Source organism: Streptomyces coerulescens, from assembly GCF_042657965.1.
Classification (GTDB): Bacteria; Actinomycetota; Actinomycetes; order Streptomycetales; family Streptomycetaceae; genus Streptomyces; species Streptomyces coerulescens.
Map to the genome: position 1 here is coordinate 92,144 of NZ_JBHSKM010000028.1, position 14,371 is coordinate 106,514.

General features: G+C 70.8%; 19 protein-coding genes and 1 pseudogene. 4 read left to right on the forward strand and 16 right to left on the reverse strand.

The window, feature by feature from the left end:
* Positions 1-122: 122 nt before the first annotated feature.
* The 16 genes and pseudogenes from ACFPQ9_RS34045 to ACFPQ9_RS34120 all read right to left on the reverse strand — a co-directional run bounded on the left by ACFPQ9_RS34045 (position 123) and on the right by ACFPQ9_RS34120 (position 10,138).
* Positions 123-659, reverse strand: coding sequence for a deazapurine DNA modification protein DpdA family protein (locus ACFPQ9_RS34045; protein WP_380862102.1), 537 nt, complete (start codon positions 657-659; stop codon positions 123-125).
* A 70-nt stretch (positions 660-729) separates the two neighbouring features.
* A pseudogene (locus ACFPQ9_RS44700) lies at positions 730-921 on the reverse strand (deazapurine DNA modification protein DpdA family protein); the annotation flags it as partial.
* Positions 922-977: 56 nt separating this feature from the next.
* On the reverse strand, positions 978-1,541 hold the full coding sequence (locus ACFPQ9_RS34055) for a VUT family protein (protein ID WP_380862106.1): 564 nt from the start codon (positions 1,539-1,541) through the stop codon (positions 978-980).
* 185 nt (positions 1,542-1,726) lie between these two features.
* The gene (locus ACFPQ9_RS34060; protein WP_380862108.1) at positions 1,727-2,029 is read right to left on the reverse strand and encodes a hypothetical protein; all 303 of its coding nucleotides are present in this window, start codon (positions 2,027-2,029) and stop codon (positions 1,727-1,729) included.
* Positions 2,030-2,061: 32 nt separating this feature from the next.
* Entirely contained in the window at positions 2,062-3,297 is a 1,236-nt protein-coding gene (locus tag ACFPQ9_RS34065) for an MFS transporter (protein ID WP_380862110.1), read from the reverse strand.
* Complete coding sequence (locus tag ACFPQ9_RS34070) at positions 3,294-3,812, reverse strand: regulator (protein ID WP_380862112.1); 519 nt, start codon at positions 3,810-3,812, stop codon at positions 3,294-3,296. Before ACFPQ9_RS34070 ends, ACFPQ9_RS34065 begins: the two co-directional genes overlap by 4 nt.
* Complete coding sequence (locus ACFPQ9_RS34075) at positions 3,809-4,651, reverse strand: winged helix-turn-helix transcriptional regulator (RefSeq protein ID WP_380862114.1); 843 nt, start codon at positions 4,649-4,651, stop codon at positions 3,809-3,811. Before ACFPQ9_RS34075 ends, ACFPQ9_RS34070 begins: the two co-directional genes overlap by 4 nt.
* Positions 4,652-4,691: 40 nt before the next feature.
* Positions 4,692-5,105, reverse strand: coding sequence for a hypothetical protein (locus ACFPQ9_RS34080; RefSeq protein ID WP_380862116.1), 414 nt, complete (start codon positions 5,103-5,105; stop codon positions 4,692-4,694).
* Between the two features lie 10 nt (positions 5,106-5,115).
* Positions 5,116-5,559, reverse strand: coding sequence for a hypothetical protein (locus ACFPQ9_RS34085; protein ID WP_380862118.1), 444 nt, complete (start codon positions 5,557-5,559; stop codon positions 5,116-5,118).
* Entirely contained in the window at positions 5,556-6,038 is a 483-nt protein-coding gene (locus tag ACFPQ9_RS34090) for a hypothetical protein (protein ID WP_380862120.1), read from the reverse strand. Before ACFPQ9_RS34090 ends, ACFPQ9_RS34085 begins: the two co-directional genes overlap by 4 nt.
* A 97-nt stretch (positions 6,039-6,135) precedes the next feature.
* Entirely contained in the window at positions 6,136-6,447 is a 312-nt protein-coding gene (locus ACFPQ9_RS34095; protein WP_380862122.1) for an SH3 domain-containing protein, read from the reverse strand.
* A 181-nt stretch (positions 6,448-6,628) separates the two neighbouring features.
* Positions 6,629-7,378, reverse strand: a complete 750-nt coding sequence (locus ACFPQ9_RS34100) for a hypothetical protein (protein WP_380862124.1) — start codon at positions 7,376-7,378, stop codon at positions 6,629-6,631.
* A 17-nt stretch (positions 7,379-7,395) separates the two neighbouring features.
* Complete coding sequence (locus ACFPQ9_RS34105) at positions 7,396-8,091, reverse strand: helix-turn-helix domain-containing protein (RefSeq protein ID WP_380862126.1); 696 nt, start codon at positions 8,089-8,091, stop codon at positions 7,396-7,398.
* 16 nt (positions 8,092-8,107) lie between these two features.
* Entirely contained in the window at positions 8,108-8,593 is a 486-nt protein-coding gene (locus ACFPQ9_RS34110; RefSeq protein WP_380862128.1) for a hypothetical protein, read from the reverse strand.
* Positions 8,590-9,141, reverse strand: a complete 552-nt coding sequence (locus tag ACFPQ9_RS34115) for a DUF4913 domain-containing protein (protein ID WP_380862246.1) — start codon at positions 9,139-9,141, stop codon at positions 8,590-8,592. Before ACFPQ9_RS34115 ends, ACFPQ9_RS34110 begins: the two co-directional genes overlap by 4 nt.
* 241 nt (positions 9,142-9,382) lie before the next feature.
* The gene (locus tag ACFPQ9_RS34120; RefSeq protein WP_380862130.1) at positions 9,383-10,138 is read right to left on the reverse strand and encodes a DNA-methyltransferase; all 756 of its coding nucleotides are present in this window, start codon (positions 10,136-10,138) and stop codon (positions 9,383-9,385) included.
* A 512-nt stretch (positions 10,139-10,650) separates the two neighbouring features.
* Between ACFPQ9_RS34120 and ACFPQ9_RS34125 the strand changes: the two genes are divergently transcribed.
* From ACFPQ9_RS34125 to ACFPQ9_RS34140, 4 genes are all read left to right on the forward strand, one after another.
* Complete coding sequence (locus ACFPQ9_RS34125) at positions 10,651-11,784, forward strand: C40 family peptidase (protein WP_380862132.1); 1,134 nt, start codon at positions 10,651-10,653, stop codon at positions 11,782-11,784.
* Between the two features lie 137 nt (positions 11,785-11,921).
* A complete protein-coding gene (locus ACFPQ9_RS34130) occupies positions 11,922-12,236 on the forward strand; it encodes a DUF6112 family protein (RefSeq protein ID WP_358316172.1) in 315 nt (104 codons plus the stop codon).
* Positions 12,236-12,928: a hypothetical protein gene (locus ACFPQ9_RS34135; RefSeq protein ID WP_380862134.1), complete on the forward strand. Its 693-nt coding sequence runs from the start codon at positions 12,236-12,238 to the stop codon at positions 12,926-12,928. The genes ACFPQ9_RS34130 and ACFPQ9_RS34135 overlap by 1 nt, the downstream gene beginning before the upstream one ends.
* 35 nt (positions 12,929-12,963) lie before the next feature.
* Complete coding sequence (locus tag ACFPQ9_RS34140) at positions 12,964-14,343, forward strand: SCO6881 family protein (RefSeq protein WP_380862136.1); 1,380 nt, start codon at positions 12,964-12,966, stop codon at positions 14,341-14,343.
* Positions 14,344-14,371 lie beyond the last annotated feature (28 nt).

Below are 14,371 nucleotides of genomic sequence, written 5' to 3' on the forward strand. Positions count from 1 at the left end.
GAACGACCGGCGAATCCGAGGAATCACGGGGCGGACGGGAGGTCGCGTCGTGCGAGGGATTGGGGTGCGGCATCCGGGAGTTGGTCCTCCATAAAGGCGTGCGGTACGGGTCTGGGGCGGATCTAGGGCAGCTGGGCGGTGACGCGCTGGTACCAGCGGCTGGCCCAGTCCCAGCAGTTGGCGCAGCTCTTGGGGGTGTGGCCGGGCAGCGGGTCCGCGCGGCGCGCGCCCATGGACCAGGCCATCGAGTCGGCGGAGACCAGGGCGTCGGCGTAGGCGCCGAGACCTGCGGTCTTGACTCCGAAGCCGTGCAGGCGCAGGCCCCGGCGGGCGAATTCACGGACGATCAAGGCGATCTCGTCGGTGGCCTGCCGCCGGCAGACGGACCCGATCCCGACGACGGGCTCGGCCGCGAGGTCGATGCCCGCGTCGGCGTACAGCTGCGCGCAGTGAAGGTAGTGGCGCAGCTCCCAGCCTTGGAGGACCGGGATGAACGGCAGGTCCGGGGCGATGGTGCGCAGCTCGATCAGGTTGGCCACCGTGTAGCGCTGGTGAAGGGCGATGGCCGCGTCCAGGTCCTGCTCCGGCTCGCCGTACGAAAAGGCCGCGGGCGATACGGGTGCCGTGGAACCAGCCAGGGCTTGCAGCAGGTCCGTCACGTTTGCCGAAGATCACCCAGGGTTCGCACATCCAGTCCTGCGGAGCCGCCCATGCCATGCGGCCGATCGACTCGGCGTATCTGCGTACCTCGGCGGCGTACTCGGCGGCGGAGACGGTCCATCGGCCGTGGCGCTGGAGCTCGGTGAAGCCGCCGGAGTCCAGCGCCCACGCGGTGCGGGCGCGTGGGAAGGTCTTGCGCTTCTTGAGCCGGTTGCGGGATATGAACAACGGGATGTCGCTGTCGGCGAGCCAGTTCACCATGTGGGTGCCGAGGTAGAACGTCGGCCCCGCTGCCACGCCGACCGCCGCGGTGGCGGCTACGCGGTCACCGCCTGGCGACGGCGCCGCACGACCGCGATCACAGTGAGGGCGGCGAGGGTCATCAGCGTCTTGCCGAGCAGTTGGCCCGGCAGGAAGGCGAGCGAACCGAAGGCGAGCGACAAGAAGATCACCGAGTCGGCGAACGCGCCGACGGTGTTGCTGACGGCCACCGCCACCATCCGGCCGCGACGCCTAAGGGGCTCATAGACGGCCGCGTCGAGCAGTTCCGACAGCACGAACGCGGCCACCGAAGCCAGCGCCAGACGCGGCTCCGCAAGCAGCCACGACACGGCACCGCCCGCCGCAATCGCCGCCAGCACCGCGCGGGGGCCGAGTACTTCTCGGGTCAGGTCACGCAGGACCAGCGCCAGGCCGCCCAGGTAGACACCGGCCGGAGCCATCATGCCGAGCCCGACCGGGACCACGCCGGCATGGGCGGTGAGCAGATTCGCCGCGGGGACCGTGGCCAGGTATGCGGCGGCCAGCACGCCGCCGTACACAGCCCGCTTCGGCAGTTGACCGGCGAACATCCCCGCGAACGAACGCGCTGAACGAGGCATCCAGGTCCTCAGAGCGTTGTGCGAGACCGCGCGGGCCCGTGATTCGGTGCCCGGGGCGCAGCGAAGGACAGCGGCCGAGCAGGCATTGAGCAGCCCCTGATAGCCGGGGTTACCGGCACGAGCGGACAAGAAAGGAGGTTCTCCGTATCGGTGGACGGCAGGGCGAGAGACGAGAGAGGGGGATTTCAGGCGGCACGGCGGCGGCGCAGCTCGAACACGCTCGCCCAGTGGGGGTGGTGATCGATCGGGCGGCGGGCGTAGAGGGCGGTGAAGTTGTTGTTCAGCCCGGCGATCCCGTACGGGAGTTGGCGGCGCAGTTCTTCGAACAGGTCCTTGAGGCTGACCCGCGTGGCGCCGGCGGCCAGGCGGCGGGCGGCCATGCATTCCAGCGCGCGGTAGACGTGCGGGTTGTGCGCGTCGAAGGCGTGGAACTGCTCAGTGATGGTGCGACCGCTCGCGCGGTTCGTCCCGAGGACGGCAGTGGGCATGAGGTTCTCCACAGGCTGGGGGTGCAGCAGGGTCAGGTGCGCAGGGCGGGATCGGTGCGCAAGCGGGCGAAGGCGCAGAACAGGCCGAGGGCCTGCAGGGCGGCGCAAGTGGTGATGACGTGGCCCAGCGCAGCGGGTGGGGTGAGCGCGGTGAGTACGCCGGCGATGGGGAAGGGCAGCAGGAGAATGAGGATGGTCGCCGACAGGGTGCTGCCGAACTGCTCCGGTGGAATCAGGCGGGAGCGCAGGGTGCGCAGGACGACCGTCATGCCGCCGTCGGCCGCCATGAGGACCGCGACCAGGACCAGGTAGGACAGGTAGCCGGGGGCCTGGGCCGCGGCGAGACAGGCCAGCGAGGCGAGGATCGCGCAGGCGGCGCCGACCGGCCACAGGCCCAGGCGGTCAAGCGCGAACCGGCAAATGGTGACGGCCAAGAGGGTGGCCGCTGCAGCGGCGGACCAGACCAGGCCGACAGCGGTGGTGGACTGCCCGAAGTGCTCAACGACGATCACCGGGCCGGCCGCTTGGAGGAGCCCGGTGGCCAGGTTGGACAGGGTCAGCCCGGTCACGAGCCAGCCGAGCGCGGGCAAGGAGCGGATGGTGCGCCACCCAGCGAGAAGTCCGGCACCGGACTGTCCCTTAGGCGCGCGGGCCGGGGCGACGGGCGAGGGTGGCGTGCGCAGGGCGAGCAGCGCGGCGAGAAGCGAAAGCACCGTGATCACCGCGAGCATCGGCGCCGGCCCAGCAAGCAGAAGCACCCCTGCGAGGGCCGGGCCGGCCAGGATCGCGGTCTGGTCGATGCCGAGCAGGACAGCCTGGACACGGTGGGCCCGCGCTCCCGCTCGCCGGCCGGCGGCGGCGCCCGCGGTCTCGGCCGCGATGTAGCTGAACTCGGTGAGCACGCCGGTCGTCGCCGCGAGCACCATCACGGTCGCGCCCGCCACGATGCCGGACGGGTGGAGGTGGAGCAGGACCGCGCCAGCGGCGAGGGCCAGCGCGCGGCCCAGGGAGGCGAGGTGGAAGACGACGGCCGCCCCGCGCCGGTCGACGACCGATCCGGCCCACCCGAACGCCGCCAGCCGCGGGATCCACTCCAAAGCGAACGCCGCTCCCGTCAACGCGGCGGAGCGCGTAGTCGCCAGGACCAGCAGCGGGATGCCGTAAGTGGACATGGCAAACGCGAGGGCGTCCGCCGTGCGCGGCAAGTAGATGCTGCGCAGCAGTCCGTCGGTGTGGCGTGCCTGCCGAGGTGTGACCGCTGCGCTCACGCGGCCGGCTCGGGCTCGGACACCCCTGCGACGTGGGGGTTGCTGGCCAGCCACGGGATCAGCAGGGCCCGGGGACGGGCAAGGCCCGCCTCGGCCTCGGTGCTGGGCAGGCGCGCGGCGGACGGCCCGGCGAAGCCGTCGGTGCGCTCGGAAGCGAGCGAGGGCGCCAGAAGGCTGAGGACGTGGCGGATGCGAGTGCTGAACTCGCAGACCGGGGCCGGGTAGGTGTGGCGTCGGGCCCAGCGCGCAGCCGCGTCGTACAGGTCGGCCAACTGTGAGCCCGACGCGGTGAGTTCCAGACCTGCGCCGGGCGCGAGACGGACGAGGCCGTGGGCGCGGGCCACCTCGGTAGCGCGGCGCAGTTGGTGCGATGAAAGGTCGGGAAGGGTGTCGGCCAGCCGTCGCGGCTGTATCGCCCCGTTGTCGTCGATCTCGGTGACAAGGCGGATCAAGGAACGCGACGCCAGCAGCTCGACGGCGTTGCGTACTGCGGCAGGGGTGAAGAGGGCGGTCATCGGCGCGGACCTCCCGCCTGGAGGGCCGCCTTCGGGCGGGCGGTCGCGGCATGGGAGAAGAGATCGCGGTTGTGCCACGCCGGAGAGGACTCACCCGTCCGGGCCTGCGGGAGCACCGCGGGGGCAGGCCGGGGCGGGCTGCTGACCCACGGCCTCGGCGCGAGCCTCGCCTGCGGGTGCCCCCAGACCGGGTGCTGGGCCGCGGTGTTGAGGGGCTGCCCGGCGGACCACGCGGACAGTGCACCCAGAACGGGGCCAAGTCCGTCGCCCGCTGCAGACAGCCGGTAGGGCTGGCCGATGCCGTCGGTGTCGACCAGGCCGTCGGCGACGAGCTGCCGCAGCGGCGGGTACACGTTGGTCCAGTCGCTGCGAGGCATCACGATCCGGGCCAGGGCCCGGCCGCTGACCTCCTGGCGGGACTTGAGCACCCACAGGATGGCGGCGGCGTGCCGACGGGTGAGCAGGGTGAGGCTGTCCTCGATCTGCTCAATCGCGGGCAGCGGGCGGTCCGCCTTCTCCAGATGCTCCTCGGCCCAGGTGACGATCACCGGCAGGACCTGCAGCAGGGCTGCGCCACGCTCGGTGTGGCCGTAGGTCACATGCCGTGCGGTGTGTTCGGTGCGCTCGACAAGACCGGCGTCGCACAGCGCCTTGAGCCTGGGGTGGAGCTGGCCGTTCTGCAGCCACGACACCTTGGCCGCCAGCTCGCTGTAACGCAGCGGCGGGCCGGAGAGTGCCAGCAGGATCCTCACGTTCCAGCGCGGGGTGATCATGGCGAGGGCCTCGGTGACCCTGGCGATGTCAGCGTCGGTGTCAGGGGGCAGAGCAGTGATGGCCAAGGGAGGAACTCCTGGGTGAGATGAGGGAAATCGCCTGCGGTCAGCGGCTGTGCGCCGTGCTCTGAGCCAGAAGGGGCAGAGCCGGCAGGGGCGGCGAGGGAGCCGGCGCGGAGGGCGCCGGGGCCGGGACGCGAGCCAGGCTCCGCAGAACGGCCAAGACCGACTTGGCCTGGACGTCGCGGACTGCGACGGCCTCGGCGAGCCGGCGGGAGCCGTCGAGAAGGTGGGAGACCTCGTGCCGGCCGATCTGCCGCTCGGGGTGGATGAGCCGGGCGAGTTGGTCGCGGTGCACGTCGATGCTGCGCTCGGCGAGAGTGAGGTCGTCGTGCATGCCGAGCAGGGCGGAGAGCATGCCGGGCGGCTGGTCCTGGGCGTGGGCTTCGAGGTCGGCAAGCGTCGCGCCGTACAGGTCCTCGATCCGTCCGGCTATCTCGGTGGACGTGAGGTGGGGCAAGCGGTCGCTTTCACGGTCGGCGGGCCCGGGCCGCCCCAGCACGTGTGGGTGCTGGGGCGGCGGACGGGGGCAGGGTTGCGGTGGCCCTGAGCTGCGTCGTGCGGACAGGACGGGGCCTCCGGTCGGGCGCAGGCATGGTGCGCAGCAGCTCGCCGAGTGCAGCGCGGTAGCCGTCGCGGGCATCGAGCGCCGCCTCCAGCCACTGCGCGTCGAAGCGGAGCTTGTCCGCCGACAGCTCGCCCATGTCGCGGCCTGGATCCATGTCCGCGTGCACGCGGTCACGGACGCGGGCGACCTGCTCCTCGGTCAGAGCCAGGAAGGAGCGCAGCTCCAGGGCACGGACGAGCGCCGGTGAGGCGCCGGGTCCGGCAGCCGCCTCGTGCAGCTCGGGAACCGGGTTCCCGAAGACCTTCTGCAGCTCGGCGTCCACGGTGCTGGCCTTGGCCCGGCTCATCGGACGGGCCTTCCCGCCCGCCCTGCCGACGTCGGCGCGGGTGTACCCGCGGGTCGGTGGGGAGCGCTGGTCTGCACCGCAGGCCCGGTTCGGGGACGAAGGCGGGCGAGCCGTTCAGCGGCGAGGTCCTTCTTGCCCGGAGCGTCCGGGTCGAGGAGCCATCGCACGACCATGGCCCTGCCGTCGCGTGCGGTGACGGCCGCGTTCACGCGGTGGGCGAGGCTCATCGTCGGGTCGTCGACCTCGCTGGGCTGGGTTTCCAGCGCGGCGAGGAGGTCGTCCTCCGCGTGGTCGAGCACCAACTGGGCCTCGAAGAGAAGGCCGTGCCACTTCACGACCTCGGTGGCGTCCGGATTCGCGGCCGGCGCGGCGGCGACCGCGGCCTTCAACTGGTCCATGTCCATGGAGAAGCGCGCTTCGATCCGTTCGGTGAGCACGCCCACGACATCCTCAGCGTCATCGGATATGCCGTCGAGCAAAAGGAAACTCCTGTTCTGGAAAGGCCGATGCCTAAGGAATGTGTGGGGCCGCCGTACCCGGCGGCTCAGCCGCTTATGGAGACCTGCTGATTTGCTGTCAGCTCAGGCACATTCGGGTGTCGCGGTAGACGTAGGTGCCGGAGACCCAGCCCTTGACGCCCGTGGTCCGGTCGGTGATGTAGAGCCAGTTGCCGCTCTTCTTGTGCACCGTGAACTTGTGGCTCTTGTAGAGCACTCCGACCGCGGTGGACTTCGAGCTGGCCTTGGAGCGGATGGTCACGGCGGATGCGTGGACCTTGTACGGCAGCGGCGGCAGGTCCGGGCAGGGGGTAACCACCGAGGTGGCAGCGGCGGGGGCCGCGCTCACGGGCGCAGTGGACAGGAACGGGAGTGCGAGTGCACCGAGCATCGCTGCGGATATAGCAATTCGGGTGGAGCGCATGCGGAAGAAACCTCCGGGAAGGCATAGGGATTGCGTGGATGGGCGCCGCGGGGTTGTCCCGGCGGCTGTATAAGAGTCCGGAGAATCGCCGGTTTGGCTAACCGGCGATCGTCGGCTATGTTGCGCCGCGCCCGGTCGACTCAGGCGTTCAGCGGGAGCGGCCGGGAGAGCGCGGAGCAGGGGCCTTCGGCAGGGTGGTCGGGCGGCTGGCTGCGGCTGCCGGGCGGACCGGCGGCAGGGGGCCAGCCTCGCCGGTGAGCCGGTCGTCGCACCACTGCAGGGCCTCGCCGACCGTGTCGAAGCCGCCCTCGCGCAGGGTGTGGCTCCAGGCGTCGGTGTCGACTTCCTCGACCACGACGCGGAACGGGGAGGGGGCTCGCTCGCCCAGGGCGCGCAGGGCGACAACGGTGACCCTGTCGTCCGGGTCGTCGCTGGTGTAGGAGTAGCCCATGGCGTAGTGGTCGCCGTCGCCCGCGAGGCGTCGCTCCAGCGCTCGCGTCGCCTCGTCCGCCGGCGGCGGGCCCAGCTCGGGGTTGAGGCCGATGGCGTCGGGCGGGCAGCCGCGGTGGATGAGCCAGGACTGCGCCATCGCGGGCAGCGGCAGCAGGGCCTGCTCGAAGTCGAACGTCGCCTTCTCCCGGTCCCGCTTCAGGTGCACGGCGACGTACTGCGGCATGCCTGGGTGCCCGTAGGTGGCGGTGCGGTCGAACAGGGCGTAGTAGCTGTGCGCGCCGTCGGGGGTGTGGTGTTCGGCGATGGGGACGAGCATGTCCTCGTTGACGGCGACCTGGCGGTAGAAGTCGAGGTACATCTCCTCGTCGGCGTCGAAGTCGTCCAGGTCGAAGTCGACTTGGGGGATGGCCTTCCGAGCCGGTGCCGGTTCGGTGGGAGACAACAAGGGCCTTTCGATGGAGTTCAGCGATGCTGTGCCGGGTACGGCGACGTGCCGGACGGGGCCGGGAGCTTCGGCGCCTGGGTCGTGGGCGTGCGTCGGGTGGCGAGCAGCGCGGCGCGTCCGGCGTCGGTGAGGGTGACCGGCTGCCCGGCGTGCATGGGGTGGCTGGTGTCCCGGACGACCAGGCCGGCGTCCTCCAGCCTGCGCAGCTTGGCGTGCGGGATGCGGGTGCCGGAGGCAGCGGTGACGGACAGCCGGCCGGTCAGCAGGTGTTCGTAGAGCTTGGCGCCGCCGGCGATAGCGAGCAGCGCAGCCTGGTCGTCCGTCGAGAGCGGCTTCGCGCCGGGCATTGAGGCCGCCGCGGCGGCCTCAATGGGCTCCAGGGCGGCGAGCACGTTCCGGGCGGCGGCGTCCCGCGCGCCGGCGGCGTCCTCCAGCTGGTCCACGGTGCGGTCGATTCGTGTGAACAGGGCGTCATCGACGTCGAACTCGCCGCTGGAAAGGCGGCCCAGGAGGCGGAGGTAGAAGGTGACGCCGGTCTGGGCCTTGGCCAACTCCCGATGTTGGTCAACCAGGTGGGCATGGGGCTGGTCGAGGACGCCGCGGTCGCGGTAGGCCCACAGGGTGTCGATGTCGTGGCCGGTGACGGCTTCGATGCGGTGGTCGAGCGGGGAGACCGCACGCCGGGCTGATGTCGGCGCGGGATCAGGGGGCATAGGCGACGCTCCGTGTTCAGCGGGTGTGATGGTGCGCGGGGTTCTGGGCGGGACGAGGCAGACCCGGCAGTGCATTGGACGGTGGACCGGGCCGAGGCGCGGGGGCACGGCTGGTCAGCTGCGGGGAGCGGGAGCGGGCCGCGTGAGTGCGGGCGCTCAGCGGCCGGCGGGTCATTCCCAGGCGGCGGCCGACCTCGTCGTAGACGTCATTGCCCGCACGAGGCCGGACCGCGACGACGTGAATCTCCTTCGGATGTGCGGACTCTGCGGGCGCAGGGCGGACGCCGTAGACGACGCGCCAGTCCTTCCGGGAGTCCACGAACAGCTTGCGATAGCCCTCCAGGTCACCGTCGAGGCGTAGCCCGAAGCGCTGCGCGTTCACGACTTCCTGCAGGTAGGCGAGGGCGAGGTCGCGGATATCGCCGGGGGCCTGGAGGAGATCGGTCAGCGCGCGGGGGTCGAAGCTCAGTCCGAAGGCGGGCTGTCCCACTCCCGCGGTCACGACGCCTGCTCGTCCGGCTCCTCGGTCCCGGCGGCCTGCGCCGTGGACGCCGTCTCCGTGCGCACGGACGGCGGCGGGCCGGGCAGAAGACGGTGCGCGGGCCGATCAGGAGAGGTCATGCACGCCGACAGCGGCCCGCCCGGTGCGCGGATCGCCGCAACGGCGTGGGTGAGGAAGTCCCGGTGCCACACGAACAGGCCGCTCAATCCGGCCTCGGGGTCCTTGTGCTGCTGGTACGCGAGCCACAGGGCGTGGAGCCAGGCCACGACATCGTCGTGCTCCTGCCACTGCAGGCACCAGGGCGCCGCTGTGGTGACCTCCGCCCCGTAGACCGGGAGGAGGAAGTCGTCGACCCAGTCCGACAGAGCGTCGAGTTCGTCCTCCCTTTCCTCCCCGTCGAGTTCCAGGATCGGGCGGGGTTCCGGCGGAGCCGCGGTAGCAGGCCCGCCGAGTCCCGGCATGCCGAACGCGGCGAACGGCGATCCGCTCGGTGGCGGGGCGGACGCGAGGTGGTCGAGTTGCTGCGCCTGTTGCGCCGACTGCTCCATGAGCCGTCGGACGCTCGCCTCGATTCCCTCCAGCTGCGGATCCGGAATGCGAACCGGCTCCAACTCCCCACCGTCAGGGGGTTTTATGGGTTCGGGCATGAAAAAGATCGGCCTCCTACGAGACGGGGAATGAGAGAAAGACGGAAGCGGCGACGCGCGGACCGGGCAGCGAGAGAAAGGTCCGCTTGGCCGGATCGCCGCCTAGGGCGTCGACCGCCTCAACGTGGAGCGCGTTCGCGGTTCAGGCGGTGAGAATCACGTCGTCTTGCGTGAGGGTCTCGCGGATCGTCTCGGTGAGCCGGTCGGCCGCAATCGAGGCGTAGTGCTCGGTCTTCTCCACGCCGATGAAGTCCCGGCCTTCCAGCAGGGCGGCGACGCCCGTGGAGCCGGAGCCGGCACAGAAGTCGAGCACCGTGCCGCCCTCGGGGCTGATCTTGACCAGCTCGCGCATCACCTCGACAGGCTTTTGCGTGATGTGCTGGCGCTTCGCTCCCGAGGGCTGCGAGGCCGAGTACAAGCCGGGCAAATAGACCGGGTTGCGGGAGCCGTCGATCGCTCCCTTCGAGGCCCAGACGATGAATTCACAGTTCTGGGTGAACCGGCCCTTTTGCGGCCTGGCCTGCGGCTTGTGCCACGCCAGCACCCCGCGCCACAGCCAGCCGGCCGCCTGGATCGCGTCCGTCGTGGTGGGCAGTTGGCGCCAGTCGGTGAAGAGCAGGGCCGTGCCGCCGGTCTTCGTAAGGCGGTGAGCTTCGGTCATGATCTGCGTCAGCCAGAACCCGTACGACCTTTGATCCATGTTCTCGCCGGTGAAGTCCGGCAGGGCGTGCTGGGCGTCGGCGGAGGTGTACTTCTGCTTCGCGGAGCGGGTGGTGCGCTCCTTCGCGGTCCGGCCCCCGCTGTTGTACGGCGGATCGGTAATGACGGAGTCGACGCAGTCGTCCGGAAGGCCGGCGAGGACACTGAGGGCGTCGCCCTGGTGCAGGGAAAAAGGCAAAGAGGAACCCCTATTCGGGTGCGGAATCGCGGAGGGAACTCACCGCCTCACAGGAGTCCTCGCGGGCCGGAAGTGGGCATGCAGAAGCCCAGGGCCGCAGACCGAGGAGGGCGAGGGGAGTCCAAAAACTGTAGAGGCGAATCCGCCGACGACCAAGAAATGCGTTGCTGAGGTGTCGGATTCCGGCACCTCACGCCGACTTTTTGGTCAACCGCCGATCTGCGCCTACTGTTTTTGAACCGCCCGGCGCACACCGCCGCTGGCTACTCCCCCATCTCACCTCACGGAGGTACCCCCTGCCCCGGCACACCTAGCTCACGGCCCGGCCACGCGGAGCGAGCGGCAACTCGCCCGCACCGGCCCGCCTCCGATTGCCCGCCCCGGCCGCCGCGCCCTTCCAATCACGCCTCGCGCACGCGGCACGCCGGACACCGCACCCCGAAGGACACACTCATGACGTCTCGCTACCCACCCCTGCCCGAAACCGCTGACCGGCGAGCGATCCGCTCCGGTTGAAGTGGCTCGCCGCCGGCATCGGCGTCGTCTTCCTCTCCCCGATCCTGCTCGGCGGCACCGGCATGATGCTGGCCTCCTCCGCCGACGCCGTGCAGCGCAGCGGCTCCTTCAGCAGCTGCCTGACCGACCTCGACACCGACAAGGTCGCCGAGCAGGTCACCAAGATCCTCGACGGCGCGTCCGGCAGACGCGTCCACATCGAGGGCCTGGACCTGCCCGCCGAGCAGGTCCCCAACGCGGCGACAATCGTGGCAGCCGGTCTCTCGCTCGACGTCCCCAAGAGGGGACAGATCGTCGCGCTCGCCACGGCGATGCAGGAGAGCCGGCTGCGCAACCTCAACTACGGCGACAGGGATTCCCTCGGCCTGTTCCAGCAGCGTCCCTCCCAGGGCTGGGGCAGCGCCCAGCAGATACGCGACCCGGTCTACGCCTCCGAGCAGTTCTACAAGCACTTGCTCAAGGTGGACGGCTGGCAGCAGATGACCATCACCCAGGCCGCCCAAGCCGTGCAGAAGTCCGGCCTGCCGGACGCGTACGCGCAGTGGGAGAACCTGGCCACCGCGCTGCAGGACGCCATCGCCAAGACCTTCCCCGGCGGCGGCAACGACGCGGACGGCAAGGGCGCGGACCAGGGCGAGCAACCGTCGGCTGGCGCGAGCGGCTGCGCTCCGGGCCAGGACGATTCCGGCTTCGGCCGCATCCCCGAGGGGAGCGTCCCGAAGGGCTACTCGATCCCCAAAGACGCCGACCCGAAGGCGCGCAAGGCCATCGAGTGGGCGATGCACCAGCTCGGCACGCTCTACCAGTGGGGCGGCTCCTGCACCAACGCGCACGGCCCCGACCCCATGGGCCGCTGCGACTGCAGCTCGCTGATGCAGCAGGCGTACGCGCATGCCGGCGTCACGCTCACCCGCACCACGTACACGCAGGTCAACGAGGGCAAGGCGGTCTCGCCCGCCCAACTTGAGCCCGGTGACCTGCTCTTCAGCCGCGGCACCGCCGCCCGGCCCGAACACGTCGGCATGTACATGGGCGAGGGCCTCGTGATCGAGGCACCGCGCACCACCAAGCCGGTCCGGATCACCCCGATCAAGGACTGGACGATTCTCGCCGCCCGCCGCGTCATCTGACGCCGCCCCCGCCCGGCACCGCTCCGGGCGGGCCGCCGCCGCGGCCACTTCCGCGCCCCGAGCGCTCCTCCCCCTCCGCCTTCCCCTTCCCGCCGGCCCTCGCCCGGCCCGCGTATGCAAGGAGCCCCGCCACACCTATGTCCGTCCCTCTCGCAGACCGCGTCATCCAGCTCGCCTACGACCCAGGAATCTCACCCAAGGGCGGCGGATTGCCCGGGCTGAGCGTGCTGAAGAACGTCGTCAACAGCATCAACCTGTTCGGGATCATCGCCGTCGTCGGCGCCCTCGCCGTCTCACTCGGCGTCTGGGCCTGGGGTCACCACACCGGTGGTCACCAGGCCGAGGCCAACGGAAAGAAGGGCGCCGTCGTGGCCGCCGGCGCTGCCCTCGGTCTGGGTGCCGCGAACGGCATCGTGGCCTTCTTCTCCGGCCTGGGGTCGCAGGTCCAATGATGCGCAACCGATTCCCCTCCACTTCGCTGTCCGCCTTCGGCGTGGGCTGGTCGACCAACCGGCGCATCGCGATCATCACCTCCGTCGTCGCGGTCCTGCTCGCCATCGCCGGGACCGTCGCCCTGCTCACCGGCAGCGGGAACGGCCACCAGGCCCCGGACACCGCGACGGCCGCCCCAGCCGGCAGCCAGTCCTCCACCGAGGCCGCCCCGAAACCTTCCTCCGGATCCGGATCGGTGCCCAAGCCTGCGCAGATCGCCGAGCCGGTCGCCTACGCCAAGGCAGCGGCCCAGATGCTGTGGTCCTACGACACCCGCGACACCAACCGTGATCAGCAGCTCGCGGGCATGCGCGCGTGGATGACCACCGAGACCAAGTACGCCGACTGGGCCTCGGTCTCCGGCCAGGTTCCCGATCCGGTGCTGTGGTCGCGGATGGCCGACCAGGACCAGCACGCCACCGCCGCGGTCACCGAGGGCCACTACCCCGGCGCGTTCAAGCAGGCACTGGCCGAAGACCCGTCCGCGATCACCGAGGCGTACATCTACGTCGTCACCGTCAACGGCAAGCAGCAGATCTCCTGGAAGAAGGGCGGCGGCGGAGCCGAGGAGCGCGCCGTGACCCTCGCCGTGCAGTGCCGCCCCAATCACGACTGCCGCCTCGCCGCCATCGCCCCGAGCGTCACGCAGTGACCCGCGCCTGAATGAGAAAGGAGGAGTAACACCCCATGGGTTTCTGTGACTTCCCCCTGGCAGACAAGCTGTGCGCCGTCGGCGACGCGGTCGACTTCGCCTCGGACCCCGGCAAGGCCATCGGCGACTGGATGGCCAAGTCCGCCGGTGAACTAGCAGCCGCTGCAGCCGACCTGGCCGCCGAGGCGGTCAACACCACCACCAAGGTCGACCTGAACGCCGGGTGGTTCCGCGACAACTACGAGATGCTCCTTCCGCTGGGCCTGGTCCTGCTTGTCGCCACGTTCTGCGCGCAGCTGGTCCGGGCCGCCGTCAGACGCGACGGACAAGCCCTCACTCAGGCATTCACCGGCACCATGTCCGGCGTCCTGTTCGCCTTCTGCGCCATCGCCCTGACCACGGTTGCCGTCGAGGTGGTCGACGCCGTCTCCGACGGCCTATTCAAAGCCGCGAAGCTGGACATCGCCTCCGCGGTGCGCCGCATCGTCAAGGTGAACCAGATCGCCGGCCTGTCCGGACTGGGCTGGCTCGTCGCGGTCGTCGCCGGTCTCGGCGCCGCCATCGGCGCCTTCCTCTACTGGTGCGTGATGATGGTCCGCAAGGTCGGCATCCTCGTCATGGTCACCCTGGCGATCTTCGCCTCCGCTGGCGGCGGCTGGGAGGTCGCCAGGCGCTGGCGCAAGGGCTGGATCGAAGCCACCGCCACTCTCGTCGTCTCCAAGCTTTTGATGACCGTAATCTTCGTGCTCGGTATCGCCGCCATGGGCAAAACCGAAGCCAAGGACGGCATCGCCGCCCTCGCTGACGTCATGGCAGGCATCGTGATCATGATCCTGGTCCTACTGTGCCCGTACGCCGTCTTCAAGTTCGTGCACTGGGCAGCAGAGGGCACCGACGGAGAATCGATTCACCGGGCCGGTGGCGCCGGCGCCCAGCTCGCCCGGCAGCACGCCGAGAAGGGCGTCCGCAAGGCCGCCGCAGTTGCTGCCACCGCCGGAACCGGTGGTGCCGCCGCAGCGGGCGCCGCACCGCGGGGGCCCGACGCCGCTGGCGGAGGCGGTTTCCCCGGCGACGTCGCCGCCAACCCGACCGGCGGACGCGCAGAGGGCAAGGAAGGTTCGCAGGGCAGCGGAACGGGCGGCTCGCCCGGTGGCGATGCCATCAAGTCCGGTCTGGAGAAGGCCGTCCAGCCCGCGCCGACGAGCGTGGCCCACGACACCAGCGGCCAGGTGGGCGGCAGCCCCGGCCCGGGCGGATCCGGAACAAACGCCGCACCCGGCCAGGGCGGCGGATGGCAGTCCGCTGCGCCGACCACCACCCCGCCGCCGCAGGGCGCACCCCCGTCCCCCGGCTCACAGAACGCCACGTCCAGCGGGGCGGCCTCACCGCCGCCTCCGCCTCCGGCCGGCCTCTGATCCTCTGCCCGACTCCCGGGGGCGGGAC

Excerpts from the sequence above, each read along its gene's own strand:
- ACFPQ9_RS34055 (WP_380862106.1), bottom strand. The coding sequence starts at position 1,541 with ATGCCTCGTTCAGCGCGTTCGTTCGCGGGGATGTTCGCCGGTCAACTG.
- ACFPQ9_RS34060 (WP_380862108.1), bottom strand. The coding sequence starts at position 2,029 with ATGCCCACTGCCGTCCTCGGGACGAACCGCGCGAGCGGTCGCACCATC.
- ACFPQ9_RS34070 (WP_380862112.1), bottom strand. The coding sequence starts at position 3,812 with ATGACCGCCCTCTTCACCCCTGCCGCAGTACGCAACGCCGTCGAGCTG.
- ACFPQ9_RS34085 (WP_380862118.1), bottom strand. The coding sequence starts at position 5,559 with ATGAGCCGGGCCAAGGCCAGCACCGTGGACGCCGAGCTGCAGAAGGTC.
- ACFPQ9_RS34095 (WP_380862122.1), bottom strand. The coding sequence starts at position 6,447 with ATGCTCGGTGCACTCGCACTCCCGTTCCTGTCCACTGCGCCCGTGAGC.
- ACFPQ9_RS34105 (WP_380862126.1), bottom strand. The coding sequence starts at position 8,091 with ATGCCCCCTGATCCCGCGCCGACATCAGCCCGGCGTGCGGTCTCCCCG.
- ACFPQ9_RS34115 (WP_380862246.1), bottom strand. The coding sequence starts at position 9,141 with ATGGAGCAGTCGGCGCAACAGGCGCAGCAACTCGACCACCTCGCGTCC.
- ACFPQ9_RS34130 (WP_358316172.1), top strand. The coding sequence starts at position 11,922 with ATGTCCGTCCCTCTCGCAGACCGCGTCATCCAGCTCGCCTACGACCCA.
- ACFPQ9_RS34135 (WP_380862134.1), top strand. The coding sequence starts at position 12,236 with ATGCGCAACCGATTCCCCTCCACTTCGCTGTCCGCCTTCGGCGTGGGC.
- ACFPQ9_RS34140 (WP_380862136.1), top strand. The coding sequence starts at position 12,964 with ATGGGTTTCTGTGACTTCCCCCTGGCAGACAAGCTGTGCGCCGTCGGC.